Source organism: Bradyrhizobium sp. AZCC 2262 (genome assembly GCF_036924535.1).
Taxonomy (GTDB): Bacteria; Pseudomonadota; Alphaproteobacteria; order Rhizobiales; family Xanthobacteraceae; genus Bradyrhizobium.
Map to the genome: position 1 here is coordinate 8,569,435 of NZ_JAZHRT010000001.1, position 16,294 is coordinate 8,585,728.

Genomic DNA, 16,294 nt, shown 5'->3' on the forward strand with positions numbered 1-16,294 from the left:
TTTGGCCGGTGGTTATGGGTCCCTGCTTTCGCAGGGACGACGAAGAACCTCTAAAACTCGCCGTGGAAGCGGCCGGAGAAGACGTGGACCGGGCCGCGGTCGGCGTTATAGGCGGGGTTGGTGATCAACTGGTAGTCCGCGGTCAGCGTCAGTTGTTTGGTGAGCGCGTACGCATAGTATGTCTCCAGGATGCGCTCCTTGCGATAGTTGAGCTGGCCGTCGCCGATCAGAACGCCGAGCCCGCCGGCCGCGATGAAGTCGCGATGGTCGCGTGACAGCGCGTTGATCGCGCCGCCGATGCCGATCACGTCGTCGGGCCTGCCCCATCGGGTGCCCTTGATCGAGGTGCCCATCGAGAGCGAAGCGTCGATGTCGGTGAAGGCCATGATCTCGGTCTTGCCGTTGTTCCAGCTCCAGCGGCCGAACAATCCAATGTCGTCGGTCAGGGTCTGCTCGACGCTGACGACGTAGCCGTATTTGATGCGGCCGGTGCGGGTCTGCGCGATGTCCAGATTGAGCGCTGGATTGTCCAGCGTCTCGCGGTAGCTTCCGGCATAGGCACTGTTGACCCAGCCGATGGTGCGCAGTTTTCCCGGCAGCGAGAACAGCGAATACCGCAGCTCCAGTTCGCCTACGTAGCTGCCGCGCTGGCCTACATTGGTGTCGAAGGCGTTGGAGTTCGAAACGGCCTGCATCAGGAAATAACCGCCGCGCGCCGCCCATTGCTTCTGGTTGAGCTCGGCGGTGACGCCATAGGACAGCCCGACCTTGTCGGCTGAATAATCGAACGCGCCGGGCGCCCACATCGACCAGTTCATAAAGTCCTTGCGGGTGTCCTTGGCGTAAGAATTGCCGTCGAACACGTCGGTCACGGCGAACTTGCCGGCCTGAATCGTCAGCCGGTTGACGTCGACCTTGCCGCCCAGCTGGGTCGGGCCGCTGGCCAGCTCTTCCTGCTCGCCGCCAAAGCCGAAGGTCTGGCGCAGAAACAAGCGCGACGTGTTGTAATGCGGGTAGGGGAAGTTGGACTTCTGCGCCTCGCCGCTGGGAAAGCCGGCGGCGCCTACCGTGTCGTTCAGGCCAAAGCCCTGCAGCAGTTCGGGATTGTAATAGACCTCGCCGCCTTCCCAGAGCCTTGCATTGAGATAGAGGCTGTTGCTCCAGGTCGCCTGCGCCTGCCGCGCCGGCGTAAAACTGTTGGTGCCGGTATAGGGGGCACGGAATCCCGGATAGCCTTGCGGCAGGTAGGTCGTCTGGCCGTGAATTTCCCAGCGGTCGGATTCGGGATCGGTCAGGTCGGTCTTCGGCGTGCGGCTGTTCGATCCCGGCCAGTCGATCTTGCGGTTGAGGCCGATGCGAACCTGCTGGAAATCGAGCGTCGAACTGTGTTCCGCGCCCGAAGGAAAGCGAACGTTGGCGCGATCGAACTGGGTGTAGAGATATTCGGCCCTGACGCTCCAGTGCGGCGCGAAGGCGTATTCCACGCCGGCGCCCGCCGCCCAGCCGGGGCGGACGTTGATGTGCTTCTGGTCGGGGCCGACGTCGGGGGTATTGATGAAGCGCTCGCCGGCGAAGGCGAAACCGCCGGTGGCGTAAACGAGCCAGTGTCCGCTGGCGTAGCCGATGCGGCCGCGCGCGGTGCCTACATAATCCAGTTGGTGGACGACCTCGGAGCGGGCGCCGGTTAGCGTGGAGATGATCGAGTTCGAGATGATGTAGTTCGGAAACGTCAGGTCGGCTTCGACGCCGAGCACCAGGCCTGACGGCATCTGAACATTGTAGCCACCCTGTACGCCACCGATTACGCCGCTGAAGACGCTGCCGGTGGTCGAAACTGGCAGCGGATCTGACAGCACCGCGCTCGAAGAACCGCGGCCGTAGCCGGTATGTCCGCCGATGTAGAAGCCGCTCCAGTCGAACGCCGGACGAAGGTAGGGCGCCTTGAGGGGGATGTCCCCCGCAATTGCCGGGCTGCCGAGCGCCAGCGCGCCGAACGCGGCGCCGGCCAGTGCCAGGGATCGGCGGTTGCGGTTCATAGCATGAACATTCCCGGTACGACGCATACTGTCGCTGCCTGCCATCACGGCAGATTCGAATGCCTGCCGCCACCCAACAAATGAAGTCATCAACCCCGTCGCCCCGATCGGATTCCTGCGGTTCCGTCCCCGATCAGCTCGGGGTTCCCGCTATTTACTCGCGATCCTTATTGCAAATAATTCGCAATAGCAAGAAAGGCGGTTGCGTCTACAGCTAGATGGCATCGCTGAGTGACGTGGCTGCAACATCGAACAGGCGTGCCATCGACGGATGCGCCGGGCTTTGGGGGTTGGCGGGCCTGCCGTTGCCTCAAAAAAGTTGACCCGCCCGGGGGGACAACCGGGCGGGTCAGGTTCGGCACGGGGGTGGATGAGGCGCCCGTGCCGGACGCAAATCCACGACAGGAGCGTTTTCGAGCGAAGTGGTATTCCGGTTCGCGTGAAGAAAACGCGTCAAGAAAGAAGAAGCGTTTTTTGGGTCTTTAGGTGGTTTGAGAAGACGCTTCTCAAACAGCAACCAAGTCAGCCGAAGAAATCAGTAACCGCAGGTACGGACCCGGCCGATGTAATTGCCGAAAGCGTCGAACTGGCGAACCCAGCCGCAGCGGCGATAGCCGTCGTAGTAATAACCGTCACTGCTGGCGGCGATCGCGGTGCCGACAATCGCGGCGCCGACGAGGCCGGCTCCAAGGCCCTAGTGCAGCGGCTTGGCTTGCGCCTGGGTGGTGGATGCAATCGTGCCGGTAACGGCAAGGGTAGCGAGAGCGAAGGCGGCGAACTTGGTCTTGATCGACATGGAAGTCTCCATCCTGTGTTGAGCGGTCATTGGGGTCCGCATGCCAGTTGGACGGAGGCACCTCGAAAGCGGTTCGAGGCGAGGGTCGGAAATATGGTTTCGTCGTTTATTTCTTTGGTATTTCAGATAGTTGCGGGGATAAGTCCCGGACTTCATGGTTACGAAGAAACAATTCCGGATCGAATTTGTCGACGTCGTCGAGCAATTCGCAGAACGCGCGCGCGCCGTGGTCGAGCAGTTGCTCGCCCTTCTCCGCGGAGGCTTTGGTGGCGTCGCCCACCGCGCCGCTTTCATGCAGGTCCTGCGTCTGCCATGCGAATGGCACCGGCCGATGCGCCGACAGCCAGCGAAATTTCTGCTCCATCGCGATGCTGGCGGGACGAAAATCGGCGATTGCTTCCTTCCGCACACTTTGTGGATAGCGCGCCAGCATGATCGACGTCTCGGTCGCGCCGCCATGAATGCCATGCCGCGTCTCTTCTTCGGAAAACAATCCATCCGGTATGCCGAAGCGAAACCAGCTCGTGGTGACGACGAGCATCTGACGATGCGCGCGCAGATCCTGCGCCACCAGCGACATCGCCGCGCTGTTGCCGCCGTGGCTCGTCACCATCACCAGCTTCCGGATCCCGGATCGCGCGGCGCTTTCGCCGATCGCCATCCATTCCTTCAATGCGACGTCGGTCGGCAGCGTCTTTGTGCCGGGATAATCGATATGCTCGGTGGAGATGCCGATCGGCTGTACGGGCAGAAAGGTGACCGGGAGCGCGGCCGGCAGCAGCTCGCGCACGCGCGCCAGATAGGCCTCGCCGATCAGGACGTCGGTTTCCAGCGGCAGATGCGGGCCGTGCTGCTCGGTGGCCGCCAGCGGCAGCACCGCGATCCAGCGCGCGGCGTCCATTCTGGCGATGTCGGGCCAGTGGATCTCGGTCCAGTCACGGGGCGGAACGGTTAAAGCCATCGAGCGAAGCGTTTCTTTGGACGAATTTGCAGGGTAGTTTGTTAGATATTCCGGGGCGTGATCCAACCCCTGAATCAAACCCTCGGGGACGTCTATACGTCCATGGCCTCCTATCATGGGCCAGAACGATCGACGGAGTCCAACCATGAACCCGGCCTTTTTGACGCGAGCGTTAACCGCAGGTCTTGTCGTGCTGGCTGCGGCGCTGATGCCTGCGCGCGCGGAAACCCTCGACAAGGTGTCGTTTGGAACCAACTGGGTGGCGGAGGCCGAGCATGGCGGCTTCTTCCAGGCGGTTGCCGACGGCACCTACAAGAAATACGGTCTCGACGTCACCATCGTGCCGGGAGGCCCCAACGCCAACAACCGCATCCTGCTGACCGCCGGCAAAATCGACTTCTTCATGACCGCGAACACGCTGCAATCGTTCGACGCTGTCGCCAACAACGTGCCGGTGGTCGCGGTCGCCGCCATCTTCCAGAAGGATCCGCAGGTTTTCCTGACCCATCCGGAAACCAAATTCACCAAGCTCGAAGATCTCAAGCCGCTCACGCTATTCGTGTCCAAGGAAGGCGTCGCGAGCTATTTCCAGTGGCTGAAGTCCGAATACGGGTTCAGCGAGAGCAAGGTGAAACCCTACACCTTCAATTCGCAGCCCTTTATCGTGAACAAGCAGAGCGCGATGCAGGGCTATGTCACCTCCGAGCCCTATGCCGTCGAGAAGGCGGCGGGCTTCAAGCCGGGCGTGATCCTGCTCGCCGATCACGGCTTCAACGCCTATTCGACGCTGATCGAGACCCGCCGCGAGATCATCGACAAGAAGCCCGACCTCGTGCAGCGCTTCGTCGATGCTTCCGCGATCGGCTGGTACAATTATATCTACGGCGACAATTCGGCCGGCAACGCGATGATCAAGAAGATGAACCCGGAAATGACCGACGAATTGCTCGGCTATTCCGTCACCAAGATGAAGGAATACGGCATCGTCGACTCCGGCGACACCTTGCGCGACGGCATCGGCGCCATGACCGACGCGCGCGTGGCGAGCTTCTTTGACAAGATGGTGCGGGCTGGCGTGGTTCGCCGCGATATCGATTACCGCCAGGCCTACACGTTGCGCTTCGTCAACAAGGGCGTCGGCGTCGATCTGCGGCCGAAGAACTGACGCGAGATGGCCTCGCCCGCCGTGTCCGAGACGGATATCGATACGGCGGGCCTTGCCGTGCGGTTGCGCGCCGTCACCAAGGTCTATGAGAACGGCGTGATTGCGCTGGGGCCGCTCGATCTCGATGTCGCCAAAGGCGAATTCGTATCACTGCTCGGGCCGTCCGGCTGCGGAAAGTCGACCGCGCTGCGGCTGATCGCGGGGCTCGGCGCGCCGAGCGCAGGCACGGTGAGCGTTTCCCATCACGCAACGAGGGCGGATGGGCGGCATCCCATCGGTTTTGTGTTTCAGGAGCCGACGCTGATGCCGTGGGCAAGCGTGCGCGAAAACGTTCGCCTGCCGCTGAAGCTTTCGCACGCGCCGGCGACTGAGGCCGATGGCCGCATCGAGGACGCGCTGACGCAGGTAGGCCTTGCCGAGTTTGCCGATGCATTCCCCCGTGAATTGTCCGGCGGTATGAAGATGCGGGTCTCGCTGGCGCGCGCGCTCGTCACCGATCCGGATATTCTGCTGCTGGATGAGCCGTTCGCGGCGCTCGACGAGATCACGCGATTTCGGCTCAACAACGATCTGCTTGATCTGTGGCGCAAGCTGCACAAGACCGTCATCTTCGTCACCCATTCGGTATTCGAGTCGGTCTATCTGTCGCAGCGGGTGACCGTGATGACGGCGCGACCGGGCCGCTTGGCAAGCGAATTTCGCATCGACACCGTGGAGCCGCGCGGGGAGGAGTTTCGCACCTCGGCCGAATATGCCGGCTATTGCCGCGAGGTCTCCAGCGCGCTGGCGCCGTCCTATTCCGGGCAGCGCAGCGCATGAGCTCCGTCCAGAATATCGGCCGTTTGCTGCTGCCCATCGCCGTGCTCGCCGCGGGCCTGGCGCTGTGGGAGCTTGTGGTCCGCGTCAACGACATCCAGCCTTACGTGCTGCCGAGCCCTCACGTCGTGTTTCAGACGCTGGTCGGCGACTGGCCGGTGCTGTCGGAATCGCTTGGCGTCACTCTTCTCACCACGCTGGAAGGCTTTATCGCCGCTGCCGTCGGCGGTATTGCGCTGGCGCTGCTGTTCAATCAGTCGAAATGGCTGGAATATTCGCTGTTTCCCTATGCGGTAATCCTGCAGGTCACACCGGTGATCGCAATTGCGCCGCTACTGCTGATCTATCTGCCGCAGCAGACCGCGGTCATCGTCTGCGCCTGGATCGTCGGTTTCTTTCCGGTCCTGTCCAACACCACGCTCGGGCTGAATTCGGTGGACCGTAATCTGGCCGGGCTGTTTCAGCTCTATGGCGCGTCACGGCTGCAGACGCTGCGGTACCTGAAATTGCCGGCGGCGCTGCCGTATATTCTCGGCGGTCTGCGGATCGCGGGCGGCCTGTCGCTGATCGGCGCCGTGGTCGCCGAAATCGCGGCGGGTACCGCGGGCGCCGGCTCCGGGCTTGCCTTCCGGATCGCAGAATCCGGCTATCGCCTCAACATTCCCCGAATGTTCGCGGCGTTGCTGTTGCTGTCCGTCGCCGGGATTGTCATTTATGGGCTGCTGGCGCTAGTTTCGCATCTGGTATTACGGCGCTGGCATGAGAGCGCGCTTGGAAAGGAAAACTGATGGCTGCCGCGAATATTTCGTCCGAAAAGATCGATCTGTTGGTCTACGGACCGATCAGGCCGATCCTCGAAAACGGCTTCCCGGACCAGTTCGTCCTGCATATGGCGGAGAGCCGTGCCGATCTCGAGCGATTGACGCCCGATGTGCTGGCGAAGACCCGCGGTATCGCGGTCACCTATCACACGGTGCCGGCCGACAAGAAATCGCTGTCGCATTTCCCCAAGCTCGAGATCGTCGCGAGCTTCGGCGTCGGCTACGACCATGTCGATTCCGCCTATGCGCGTGAGCACAATATCGTCGTCACCAACACGCCCGACGTGCTGACCGAGGAGGTCGCCGATGTCGCAATGGGCCTGTTGATTTCGACCCTGCGCGAATTCGTCAAGGCCGACCGCTATCTGCGCTCCGGCCTGTGGCAGACGCAGAACTATCCCTTGAGCGTCGGCTCGCTGCGCGACCGCAAGATCGGGATCGTCGGCATGGGCCGCATCGGACAGGCGATCGGACGCCGGTTGGAGGCCTCGCGCGTGCCGGTGTCCTATCACTCGCGCAATCCGTCGTCAGCCGTGTCGTACACGCACTATCCCGACCTGATGGAGATGGCGAAGGCCGTGGATACGCTGATCGTGATCGTGCCCGGCGGCGCTTCTACCGCCAAGATGATCAATGCCGACGTGCTGAAGGCGCTCGGTCCGCGCGGCGTTTTGATCAACGTCGCGCGCGGCTCCGTGGTCGACGAGCCGGCGCTGGTGGCGGCGCTGAAATCCGGCACCATCCTCGCGGCCGGGCTCGACGTGTTCGCCAACGAGCCGAACGTGCCGGACGAGCTGAAGGCCATGCAAAATGTCGTGCTGTTGCCACATATCGGCTCAGCTTCGGTGGTAACGCGGAACGCCATGGATCAGCTTGTCGTCGACAATCTGAAAAACTGGTTTGCCGGCAAGGCGCCGTTGACGCCCGTGCCGGAAACCCCGGTGAAGGGACGCTGATGTCGTCCGGGCGTTCAGGCATCATGGTGGCAGCGCTGACGGCGCTGCTGGCGTTTGCGTCGCAGGCTGCGGCGCAGGATTCCTCGACGCTGAAGAAAGACATGATCGGGCAGTGGGAGCTTGCCACCACCGAGCGCAGCAAGACCTGCGTCGTCACGCTGAAGGGCGATACGACGCCGCAAGGACTCAAGCTCGAACTTGAGCCGAGCTGTGCCGCGGCGCTGCCGTTCACCAAGGAAATCACGGCCTGGAATATCAAGGGGCTGGATATCGTGCGGCTGCAGGATGCGGCCGGCCAGCCGGTGATCGACTTCACCGAAGTCGAGAGCGGCATCTTCGAGGGCTTGCGGACCGGCGAGGGCGTCTACATCCTGCAAAACCTCGCCGCCGCCCGCTCGCTCGCCAAGTCGATGGACCAGATGATCGGCGACTGGTCGATGGTCCGGGGCAACGGCCAGACGATCTGCGGCCTGACGCTGACCAACACCGAGGCGACGGGCGACAATTTCCAGGTATTCCTGAAGCCGAAATGCGACCCTGCGGTCGCGGCTTTCGCGCCGAACCAGTGGCGGCTCGATCACGGCCGGATGCTGCTGCTGTCTGCCAAAGGCGAAACCTGGCAGTTCGAGGCCGACGACAATGCGCAGTGGCGGCGGGTGCCCGACGCGGCCGATCCCCTGATCATGATGCGGGGACAGTAGCGTTCGGCGAGCCGCATTTTAGCGGCCAAGTATGCCCGCGACCTGAGACGCCACATGCTCGGCAAGCATGTGGTAGCCTTCCGGCGTCAGATGCTGGCCGTCGGGCTGATGCGGCAATCCCCTGAAAGTGCCATTGGCGATCATGATCACCGGGATGCCCCGCGCCTTCAGCCGGCTCTGAATTTCCGCCGTTCGATCCGGCGAGCCTTTGCGGCGGTCGTTGCCGCCGGGCTGCAGGATGACGGCGCTGGTGCCGTTCGGCACCGTTCGGTCAAGGCGCTGCAACATGCCTTCGGTGGTGTCGCCGTTGATGCCGGCGTTGACGACACGGACATTGGCTCCCTTTGCCCGCAAGATCGCCTCCAGTTGCGCGGGATAGGCCTGATTGCGGGCTACCCCTTTGCCGTAAGTGTTGCTGGCGCCAAGCGCCACGATCGTTGCCGCATGGGCCGACGCGGATACGAAAGTGGATATGCCCATCAGGATCGCCAAAGCCCCGAGGGTGCCAAGCCGAAAAGCCCGCAATTTCATATTTGCTCCCCTTCGCATCGGTTGAGGAAGCCTACGGGGCTAGCATCCCCTGGCGCAACTATGCCGGCCGGCCGATTCGGACAAAATTAATTCAGGGGCCTGTCGATCCGGCGTTCTCCCATTCGTCGTCTCCCATAGCGAGCCAGTTTTGCGGGCGATTACCGCCGCAACTCGCCTTAACGGGAGTTCCGCAATGCGCTTCATGTATATCGTTACCTCGTCCCAGCCCATGCGCGGCCCGACGCCGGCTTTGATGGAGGCGATGGCCAAGCTTGCCGACCGGGAGATCAAGGCCGGCCGCATGATCGACAGCGGCGGGCTGATGCCGGTTGCCACGGGCGCGCAGGTGCGCATTACCGACGGCAAGCTCAGCGTGGTCGACGGGCCGTTCGTCGAGACCAAGGAAATGATCGGCGGCTACGCAATCTTCGAGCTCCGCGACAAGGAAGAGGCGGTCGCTGCAGCGAGGGAATTCATGCAACTGCACCTCCAGCACATGCCGGGCTGGGAAGGGACCTGCGAGGTTCGTTCCTTTGCGACGCCGGGCGTGGACGGTGCGTGCGAGGTCAATGTGCGCGCGCACGCCTGATGCTAGCGTTCGGTAAATCCAGTCGGCGGCGATGACGGCCGCCGACGTCCATCGCACCATCCTGGCGGTCTGGCGCATCGAGCAACCGCGCCTGATCACCGGCCTGTCCCGGATGTTGCGGGATGTGACGCTGGCCGAAGACCTGACGCAGGAAGCCCTGGTGGCGGCGCTCGAGCATTGGCCCATCACCGGCGTGCCGGAAAAGCCGGGCGCATGGCTGATGGCAACCGCCAAACGCCGCGCGCTAGATGATCTGCGTCGCCGCAGCATGCTCGCGCGCAAGCACGAGATGCTGATACGCGACCTGGAGCAGGAGCAGCAGGCGATGCCCGATCCGGACGCCGGGCTGGACGATGATATCGGCGACGAACTGTTGCGGCTGATCTTCACCGCCTGCCATCCAAAACTGTCGCGCGAGGCGCGCGCAGCTCTCGCACTCAGGATGATCTGCGGCCTGACCACCGAAGAGATCGCGCGCGCCTTCCTGCAGCCGGAGGCGACCATTGCCCAGCGCATCGTGCGCGCGAAGCGAACGCTGTCGGACTCCGGGCTCGCTTACGAAACCCCGCGCGGCGAGGAGCTTTCAGAGCGGCTCGCTTCGGTGCTGGAGGTCGTGTACCTCATCTTCAACGAAGGCTACACGGCCGCCCGCGGCGACGAATGGCTGCGGCCGCAGCTTTGCAGCGATGCATTGCGCATGGGCCGCGTGCTGACACTGGTCGCGCCGCAGGAAGCGGAAGCCCACGGCCTGCTCGCGCTGATGGAGCTGAACGCTTCGCGCACCGCGGCGCGCACGGATGCAGCCGGCGATCCAATTCTGCTGATGGACCAGAACCGGATGCTGTGGGACCGGCTTCAGATCCGCCGCGGATTGTCGGCGCTGGCGCGCGCGCAGGAGCTTGGCGATGGGCAGGGATTCTACGTGCTGCAGGCGGCGATCGTCGCCTGTCACGCCAGAGCCTCCACGCCTGATGAAACGGAGTGGCCGCGTATTGCAAAGCTCTATGGCGAACTCTCAGGCCTGGTGCGCTCGCCGATCATCGAGCTCAACCGCGCGGTAGCGGTCGGCATGGCGGAGGGGCCGGCGGCCGCGCTCGCGATGGTGGATGGACTGGCGTGCGAGCCTGCGCTGAAGAACTATCATCTCCTGGAAAGCGTCCGCGGCGATCTGCTTTGCAAGCTCGGCCGCTTTGCGGAAGCGCGCGCCGCATTCGAGATCGCGGCAGGATTAGCGGGCAACCGGCGCGAGTATGATCTGCTGCAACGACGCGTCGTTGAAGCGGCCCGACGCAGCGAAATTGCGCGTTGATTTCTGAATGAGCAGCGCATTTTGCGCACGCCATGATTGCTGAATCCGGTGCAGGAAGCCCGTGTTTTTGCGATTCGTAGAACTACGGAATCTCGAGTGTTCATTCCGAACACAGTGATTAACCATTGGCAATTATCGTAACGCCAACACTTGCGGAATTTTCCTGTTCGCCCTCGTGCCGCGCTTTTCAAGCGGCCATTGGCACCATCATTCGAGGACGCGGCATGTCGGGATTCTTCCCTCGTCGATCAACCCTGCTCGCGACAGTCGTTGCTGCGGCCGGCTTTGGCGCGATCGGCTTTGCCAGCATCGGCCTCGGCGCGGTCATCGTCGGCGAAACCCGCCGCATCGATCTCGGTCAGAAGGCGGCGCCCGGGATCGATGCGATGAAGGCGCAGTACAAGCGGCCGGCAACGATCCCGTTCCCGAAGGAAAATCCCTATACGCCCGAAAAGGCTGCGCTCGGAAAGAAGCTCTATTTCGACACGCGGCTCTCGGTCACGTCAGCGCAATCCTGCGCAAGTTGTCACAGCCCGGGCTTCGGCTGGGGCGACGGTCTGGCGGTCGGCGTCGGCCACGGCATGGCGAAGCTCGGCCGGCATTCGCCGACCATCGTCAATGCCGCGTGGGGCGCGATCTTCATGTGGGACGGCCGGCTCGCGACCCTTGAAGAGCAGGCGCTCGGTCCGATCCAGGCCGCGGGCGAGATGAACATGCCGCTCGAGAAGTTGATGGAACGGCTTACCTCCATCGGCGAATACAAGCCGCTGTTCGCCGTGGCATTTCCCAATGAAGGGATGACTTCCGCGACGCTCGCCAAGGCGATCGCGACCTATGAACGTACCGTGGTCTCCGAGCGCGCGCCGTTCGATGCCTGGATCGAAGGTAACGAGAAAGCTATCTCAGAGGAAGCCAAGCGCGGTTTTGCAGTCTTCAACGGCAAGGCGCTTTGTTCCGCCTGTCATGAGGGCTGGAATTTCACCAATGACGGCTTTCAGGACATCGGGCTGCCGAGCAAGGATGTCGGCCGCGGCGAGTTCATGCCGGGCGTGATCAAGATGCAGCACGCCTTCAAGACGCCTGGCTTGCGCGAAATTGCGCGCCGAAGCCCCTTTATGCACGATGGTTCGCTCGCCACGCTGGAAGCGGTGGTTGAACATTACGATCGCGGCGGCGTCGACCGGCCGAGCCGTTCCGACCTGATGAAGCCGCTTGGCCTCACGGCCCAGGAAAAATCCGATCTGGTCGCCTTCATGAAAACCCTGACCAGCAACCTCAGTCCGACCGCCGTGCCGGTCCTCCCTCGCTGATCCCAGCCCTATCCAAGGATATCCCATGCACAAGACCGTCCTGTTCGCTCTCGTCATTCTCTCCGGCCTGTCGGCCGGCGCGCTCGCCGCCAACCAGGTGATCCATCAGCAGGGCCGGGTGTTCTCCTCCGAGAGCGTCACCGTCAAGAAGGGTGACGCGCTGACCTTTGTGAACGACGACAGCATTCCTCACAACATCATGTCGACCACCCAGGGCAGCGAATTCAACCTCGGCTCGCAGGCGCCGGGCATGTCCACGGATGTGACCTTCAAGGAAGCGGGCGACGTGCAGGTGATCTGCGCCATCCATCCGCGGATGAAGATGATGGTGAAGGTTACGGACTAATCGCGCCAACGACCGCGCCGGAGATTTGTGATGTCGATCCGCTACAAGATTTTCGGCGCCTTCAGCGTTGTCATCCTGCTCGCCTGCGGGCTCGCATTCTACGGCATTCAAGGTATCTCCACTGCGGGCGATCAGGTGGTGCGCCTTTATGACGGTCCCCTGATGGGAATCAACCACGCGCGTTCGGCGCATGCGGGGTTGAACGAGGCGCGCGTCGTCATGCAGCGCAGCCTGACAGAGGGGGCGACGAGTGAAAGTGTCACCCGGTTTGAAAAACTGGTTCGCAGCATTTCCGAAGATCTCAGCGTGGTCCGGGACCGGGTCCAGAGCGCAAGCGTCAAGGCTGCCCGGGAGAAGGCCGAAGCCAGCCTCCGCGGCTGGTCGGGCGCCGGACTGAAAATCCTCAAGCCGGTGCCGGGCGGCCTGACCGAGATTCCCACGATCTTCTCGCTGACGCAGCAGGGCGACGAGACTGTCGCAGCGCTCGACGATCTCGTGGAACTGGTGGCGGCCTATGGCTTCGACTACCGGACCGAGGCGGAGGCGTCGGTGGCGGCGGCGCGCACTGCCATGCTCGGGATTGCCATCGGTACCGCGCTCGTCGGATTCATCATCGCCATGGCCTTTGCCTATTCGCTCAGCAAGCCGATCTCTGCCGCGATGCATGTTGCAGAGCGCGTGGCGGCGGGTAATTTCGCCGATGACATCGCGGTCCGGCGGCGTGACGAACTCGGCCGGCTGCTGAAGTCGCTTGCCGTCATGCAGACGAGCCTGAAGGCCCGCGCCGATCAGGATCTCGCGCTGATGTCCTCCAAGGACCAGACCCATGCGCAACAGGTCACCCGGCGGCAGCGCATCGAGGCCGAGATCGAAGCCTTCCGTTCCACCTTCACCACAGCGCTCGCCAACACCGACCGGATGACGGGCGAATTGACCAATACCGCGCAAACCCTTTCCTCAATCGCGCACGCCGCCGGCAAGCAATCCGTCGAGACGGCTTCGACCGCTGGCCAAACCTCGGCCAACGTTCAAACCGTGGCAACCGCCGCAAGCCAGCTCGGCGATTCCGTGCAGGCGATCAAGACGCAGGTCAATGACGCCACGACGATCGTGCAGCGCGCCTCCGGCATGGCCGGGACGGCCAATGAGACGATTCGGGCCCTCGCCAGCTCCACGCAGCAGATCGACGAGGTCGTGGGCTTTATCCGCAACATTGCCGGCCAGACCAATCTGCTGGCGCTCAACGCCACCATCGAAGCCGCGCGCGCCGGCGAGGCTGGCCGCGGATTTGCCGTGGTCGCGTCGGAAGTCAAGGCGCTCGCCACCCAGACCGCCAAGGCGACCGAGGACATTTCCTCCCAGATCGCCGAGGTGCAATCGGCGACGAAGCAGGCGGTTGACAATGTCGGCGCCATTGCGTCGATCATGGACGAGATCGACCGCTTCACCGCAGCGATTGCCGACGCCGTCAGCCAGCAGAACGCCGCGGCAAATGAAATATCGCGGAGTATCGGACACGCCGCCGCCGGAACGGAAATCGTTGCCCGGAGCATTGCGGGAACGGCCACCGCGACCGAGAACACTAACCGTTCCGCCGACCTCGTGCTGACGACCGCGCGCGACCTGTCGGATCAGGCCGCCGATCTGCGCGCGTCCGTCGATCGTTTCCTCTCGAACGTGGCGGCGTGACGCCACTCGTGTCCCGGACGCGGCGCGGCATGAAATGACGCGACGCAGAGCCGGGACCCAGGAAGTTGCATGGGTCCCGGCTCTGCGGTGCACCGCCAAAAGGCGCTGCGCCCGCGTCCGGGACACGAGTTGAGCCAGGCTCCCTTGCATCGTCGTTCCGGCGTCCGCCCGTTATCAGATGAAGCGGAATTGCTGGCGCTCGCGTTTGGCGAGTTTTGGGATCGCCTGAAGTGGTCGGTCTGCTGATGATCGGCAAACGCCGCTTCACCTGCGAACACCTCGTAGAAGAAGAATTCCCGCGGCTTGGTGACGTTCTGGTGGATCTGGAACTCCTTCACGCCCGGCTCCCGCTGCGCCTGAGGAAGAAAGTCTTTCAGAAGCGCCGCGACGGCGCCTTCCTCTCCGGAATTGACCTCCCAGAATGCGGTGACGATCAGGTGCTGGTTTGCATTGTCGGTGGTTGCCATGCTGCTCTCCTGTGAAGCCAGCGCCGGTTCGATTCCGGTCGGCGACTGGAGCGCATCATGCCCGCTTCGATGACATGAATGCTTCGATGGGTGACGAATTATCATATTCGTGATGTCCGGAACTCGTCGACGGCCGAAGCGTTGGCCGACGCTGGCTTTTCACCCTTACAAGGAACAGCTGAATGGCGAAGAAGACCGTGCTTGCGATCGGCATCGATCCTTCGTTTGTCGACTACGGCGCCTTTCCCGGGCTCACGGCGGAGCTTGTCGGCAGCTATATCGAAACGCAGATCGAGCGGCTTCGTGCGCTGGGTTTCGAGGCGCAAAGCTGCCTGATCGACCTCGGCGATACCGCCGAAGCGGTGGCTGCGACGGCGCTCCGCTCAAGAAAGTTCGACTGCGTGGTGATCGGGGCCGGGCTGCGCGAGCCGCCGGAGCGTTTGCACCTGTTCGAAAAGATCATCAATCTCGTTCACGTGTTCGCGCCTGAAGCCAGGATCTGCTTCAACACCACGCCGGCGGATACGGCGGAAGCCGTGCAGCGATGGGTCGAGCCTTGATGAGGCGAGCGCTCAGGCCGTACGAAACGAGCCGAGCAGGCTGCCGATGATCTTTTGCCCGCGCGCCCGGAGCCTTTTCGGATTCTCCGCTCCCGGCAGCAGCAGCGCCAACTCGCATATCATCGCATCGACCATTCGGCTCAGCAGCTCTATGTCCTCGAAATCGAGCTCGCCCTGGCGCTTCAGCGCCGCCAGCGTCGCGGTGAGCAGCGCCATCGGATGGGCTTCCTCGATCTCCCGGTAGCGCGCATTGCCGAGCACGGCCGGGGCTTCCTGGATCACGATGCGCGCGTAGGCCGGTTCGAGGCAGACGTCGAGATAGGCGTCGATACCCTCGGTCAGGCGATCCCATACCTTGCGCTGCGTCTTCGCTCTCGCTTCGATTTTTGCGGCGGCTTCGATCTGCAAGGCGACGACCACGGCGTCGAACAGCGCCTTCTTGTCCTCGAAGTGGTGATAGAAGGCGCCCCGCGTCACCCGCGCGGCGCGCGAGATCGCCTCGATTCCCGCCGCCTGATAGCCCTCACCCGCAAAAGCGTCCCGGCCGGCCGCCAGCAACGCCTGCCTCGTGGCCTCGGTGTACTCCTCGCGGCGGGTTCGTTCGCGTCCGGCTTCCTGCATGCCCTCGACATACCACTTGACGCCTGAGAGCCTATCAACATATAACATACATTCAGTATGTTAAAAACAGAACGTATGCATTTAAAAAAAGCCGCCCCCATCCGGCGGAGGGGCTGGAAGGAGGGATCACATGAACAGCAATCGCATGTTCGAACTGGCCCAGGCGCTCGCGGTCGCGAAGAGCCGGCAGGATGTGCCAGCGGCGCTAACCGTTCTTCATGACGACATGCTGCTGGAAACCCCGGCTTTCGGCACCAGCGCCCGCGGCCTGGCCGAGAACGAGAAGGTGCTGACCCGGTTCTTCACCGCGTTCCCGGACTATAACGTCGTGCTCGAAGGCCATGCCGCCAACGGCGATACGCTCGTCTGCTGGGGTCGCGTGCAGATGACCATGACCGGCGACCGCTTTGGCGTGACGCCGAACGGCAGGCGTGCCGATCTGCCCGTGTTCATCCAGTTCGCCTTCAAGGACGACCGGATCGCGCATGAGCGGTTTTTCTTCGACCTGTCGGAGCTCTGTGCCCAATCCGGCGTCTCGGCCGATGCGGTCCGGCGCAAGATATTTGGTGACGCTGCCGCCCGGCAGCAGGCCGCGGAATGACACCTTTCCAGTAAATCAG

At 62.9% G+C, this 16,294-nt stretch carries 17 protein-coding genes and 1 pseudogene; 12 read left to right on the plus strand and 6 right to left on the minus strand.

Annotated features, from left to right (window positions below; genetic code table 11):
- Positions 1-50 precede the first annotated feature (50 nt).
- From V1283_RS40200 to V1283_RS40210, 3 genes and pseudogenes are all read right to left on the minus strand, one after another.
- Positions 51-2,036, minus strand: a complete 1,986-nt coding sequence (locus V1283_RS40200; RefSeq protein ID WP_334392098.1) for a carbohydrate porin — start codon at positions 2,034-2,036, stop codon at positions 51-53.
- A gap of 535 nt (positions 2,037-2,571) precedes the next feature.
- Positions 2,572-2,832, minus strand: a pseudogene (locus tag V1283_RS40205) (hypothetical protein).
- 106 nt (positions 2,833-2,938) lie between these two features.
- Entirely contained in the window at positions 2,939-3,793 is an 855-nt protein-coding gene (locus V1283_RS40210) for a creatininase family protein (protein WP_334392099.1), read from the minus strand.
- Between the two features lie 145 nt (positions 3,794-3,938).
- Here V1283_RS40210 and V1283_RS40215 point away from each other — a divergent pair, with 145 nt between their 5' ends.
- Genes V1283_RS40215 through V1283_RS40235 form a run of 5 tightly spaced genes read left to right on the plus strand, consistent with a single transcriptional unit; the run spans position 3,939 to position 8,252 of the window.
- A complete protein-coding gene (locus V1283_RS40215; RefSeq protein ID WP_334392100.1) occupies positions 3,939-4,958 on the plus strand; it encodes an ABC transporter substrate-binding protein in 1,020 nt (339 codons plus the stop codon).
- A 6-nt stretch (positions 4,959-4,964) separates the two neighbouring features.
- The gene (locus V1283_RS40220; protein WP_334392101.1) at positions 4,965-5,777 is read left to right on the plus strand and encodes an ABC transporter ATP-binding protein; all 813 of its coding nucleotides are present in this window, start codon (positions 4,965-4,967) and stop codon (positions 5,775-5,777) included.
- On the plus strand, positions 5,774-6,562 hold the full coding sequence (locus tag V1283_RS40225; RefSeq protein ID WP_334392103.1) for an ABC transporter permease: 789 nt from the start codon (positions 5,774-5,776) through the stop codon (positions 6,560-6,562). The genes V1283_RS40220 and V1283_RS40225 overlap by 4 nt, the downstream gene beginning before the upstream one ends.
- Positions 6,562-7,551 (plus strand): 2-hydroxyacid dehydrogenase, encoded by a 990-nt coding sequence (locus tag V1283_RS40230; RefSeq protein ID WP_334392104.1) that lies wholly within the window; start codon positions 6,562-6,564, stop codon positions 7,549-7,551. Before V1283_RS40225 ends, V1283_RS40230 begins: the two co-directional genes overlap by 1 nt.
- A gap of 23 nt (positions 7,552-7,574) precedes the next feature.
- Positions 7,575-8,252 carry an AprI/Inh family metalloprotease inhibitor gene (locus V1283_RS40235; RefSeq protein WP_334393345.1) on the plus strand — a complete coding sequence of 226 codons (678 nt, stop codon included), beginning with the start codon at positions 7,575-7,577 and terminating at the stop codon, positions 8,250-8,252.
- Positions 8,253-8,270: 18 nt separating this feature from the next.
- Here the strand turns inward: V1283_RS40235 and V1283_RS40240 are convergent, their stop codons facing one another.
- Positions 8,271-8,783, minus strand: coding sequence for a GDSL-type esterase/lipase family protein (locus V1283_RS40240; RefSeq protein WP_442895818.1), 513 nt, complete (start codon positions 8,781-8,783; stop codon positions 8,271-8,273).
- 193 nt (positions 8,784-8,976) lie between these two features.
- Here V1283_RS40240 and V1283_RS40245 point away from each other — a divergent pair, with 193 nt between their 5' ends.
- The 5 genes from V1283_RS40245 (at position 8,977) to V1283_RS40265 (ending at position 14,026) form a co-directional block, all read left to right on the plus strand.
- On the plus strand, positions 8,977-9,372 hold the full coding sequence (locus V1283_RS40245; RefSeq protein ID WP_334392105.1) for a YciI family protein: 396 nt from the start codon (positions 8,977-8,979) through the stop codon (positions 9,370-9,372).
- Between the two features lie 31 nt (positions 9,373-9,403).
- Positions 9,404-10,681 carry an RNA polymerase sigma factor gene (locus V1283_RS40250; protein ID WP_334392106.1) on the plus strand — a complete coding sequence of 426 codons (1,278 nt, stop codon included), beginning with the start codon at positions 9,404-9,406 and terminating at the stop codon, positions 10,679-10,681.
- A gap of 224 nt (positions 10,682-10,905) precedes the next feature.
- Complete coding sequence (locus V1283_RS40255; RefSeq protein ID WP_334392107.1) at positions 10,906-11,991, plus strand: cytochrome-c peroxidase; 1,086 nt, start codon at positions 10,906-10,908, stop codon at positions 11,989-11,991.
- A gap of 25 nt (positions 11,992-12,016) precedes the next feature.
- The gene (locus V1283_RS40260; RefSeq protein ID WP_334392108.1) at positions 12,017-12,337 is read left to right on the plus strand and encodes a cupredoxin domain-containing protein; all 321 of its coding nucleotides are present in this window, start codon (positions 12,017-12,019) and stop codon (positions 12,335-12,337) included.
- Positions 12,338-12,367: 30 nt separating this feature from the next.
- Positions 12,368-14,026, plus strand: coding sequence for a methyl-accepting chemotaxis protein (locus tag V1283_RS40265; protein ID WP_334392110.1), 1,659 nt, complete (start codon positions 12,368-12,370; stop codon positions 14,024-14,026).
- Here the strand turns inward: V1283_RS40265 and V1283_RS40270 are convergent.
- On the minus strand, positions 13,969-14,493 hold the full coding sequence (locus tag V1283_RS40270) for a putative quinol monooxygenase (RefSeq protein ID WP_334392111.1): 525 nt from the start codon (positions 14,491-14,493) through the stop codon (positions 13,969-13,971). The genes V1283_RS40265 and V1283_RS40270 overlap by 58 nt on opposite strands.
- Before the next feature lie 182 nt (positions 14,494-14,675).
- On the opposite strand from V1283_RS40270, the gene V1283_RS40275 reads away from it, so the two are divergent.
- Complete coding sequence (locus V1283_RS40275) at positions 14,676-15,053, plus strand: hypothetical protein (protein ID WP_334392112.1); 378 nt, start codon at positions 14,676-14,678, stop codon at positions 15,051-15,053.
- A gap of 12 nt (positions 15,054-15,065) precedes the next feature.
- On the opposite strand, the gene V1283_RS40280 is transcribed toward V1283_RS40275, so the two are convergent.
- On the minus strand, positions 15,066-15,722 hold the full coding sequence (locus V1283_RS40280; RefSeq protein ID WP_334392113.1) for a TetR/AcrR family transcriptional regulator: 657 nt from the start codon (positions 15,720-15,722) through the stop codon (positions 15,066-15,068).
- A gap of 82 nt (positions 15,723-15,804) precedes the next feature.
- Here V1283_RS40280 and V1283_RS40285 point away from each other — a divergent pair, with 82 nt between their 5' ends.
- On the plus strand, positions 15,805-16,275 hold the full coding sequence (locus tag V1283_RS40285; RefSeq protein WP_334392114.1) for an ester cyclase: 471 nt from the start codon (positions 15,805-15,807) through the stop codon (positions 16,273-16,275).
- Positions 16,276-16,294 lie beyond the last annotated feature (19 nt).

Coding starts and splice junctions, on each gene's coding strand:
- V1283_RS40235 (WP_334393345.1), top strand. CDS start 7,575: ATGGTGGCAGCGCTGACGGCGCTGCTGGCGTTTGCGTCGCAGGCTGCG.
- V1283_RS40230 (WP_334392104.1), top strand. CDS start 6,562: ATGGCTGCCGCGAATATTTCGTCCGAAAAGATCGATCTGTTGGTCTAC.
- V1283_RS40220 (WP_334392101.1), top strand. CDS start 4,965: ATGGCCTCGCCCGCCGTGTCCGAGACGGATATCGATACGGCGGGCCTT.
- V1283_RS40215 (WP_334392100.1), top strand. CDS start 3,939: ATGAACCCGGCCTTTTTGACGCGAGCGTTAACCGCAGGTCTTGTCGTG.
- V1283_RS40210 (WP_334392099.1), bottom strand. CDS start 3,793: ATGGCTTTAACCGTTCCGCCCCGTGACTGGACCGAGATCCACTGGCCC.
- V1283_RS40255 (WP_334392107.1), top strand. CDS start 10,906: ATGTCGGGATTCTTCCCTCGTCGATCAACCCTGCTCGCGACAGTCGTT.
- V1283_RS40225 (WP_334392103.1), top strand. CDS start 5,774: ATGAGCTCCGTCCAGAATATCGGCCGTTTGCTGCTGCCCATCGCCGTG.
- V1283_RS40250 (WP_334392106.1), top strand. CDS start 9,404: ATGACGGCCGCCGACGTCCATCGCACCATCCTGGCGGTCTGGCGCATC.
- V1283_RS40270 (WP_334392111.1), bottom strand. CDS start 14,493: ATGGCAACCACCGACAATGCAAACCAGCACCTGATCGTCACCGCATTC.
- V1283_RS40245 (WP_334392105.1), top strand. CDS start 8,977: ATGCGCTTCATGTATATCGTTACCTCGTCCCAGCCCATGCGCGGCCCG.
- V1283_RS40200 (WP_334392098.1), bottom strand. CDS start 2,036: ATGAACCGCAACCGCCGATCCCTGGCACTGGCCGGCGCCGCGTTCGGC.
- V1283_RS40265 (WP_334392110.1), top strand. CDS start 12,368: ATGTCGATCCGCTACAAGATTTTCGGCGCCTTCAGCGTTGTCATCCTG.
- V1283_RS40285 (WP_334392114.1), top strand. CDS start 15,805: ATGAACAGCAATCGCATGTTCGAACTGGCCCAGGCGCTCGCGGTCGCG.
- V1283_RS40260 (WP_334392108.1), top strand. CDS start 12,017: ATGCACAAGACCGTCCTGTTCGCTCTCGTCATTCTCTCCGGCCTGTCG.
- V1283_RS40275 (WP_334392112.1), top strand. CDS start 14,676: ATGGCGAAGAAGACCGTGCTTGCGATCGGCATCGATCCTTCGTTTGTC.
- V1283_RS40240 (WP_442895818.1), bottom strand. CDS start 8,783: ATGAAATTGCGGGCTTTTCGGCTTGGCACCCTCGGGGCTTTGGCGATC.
- V1283_RS40280 (WP_334392113.1), bottom strand. CDS start 15,722: ATGTTATATGTTGATAGGCTCTCAGGCGTCAAGTGGTATGTCGAGGGC.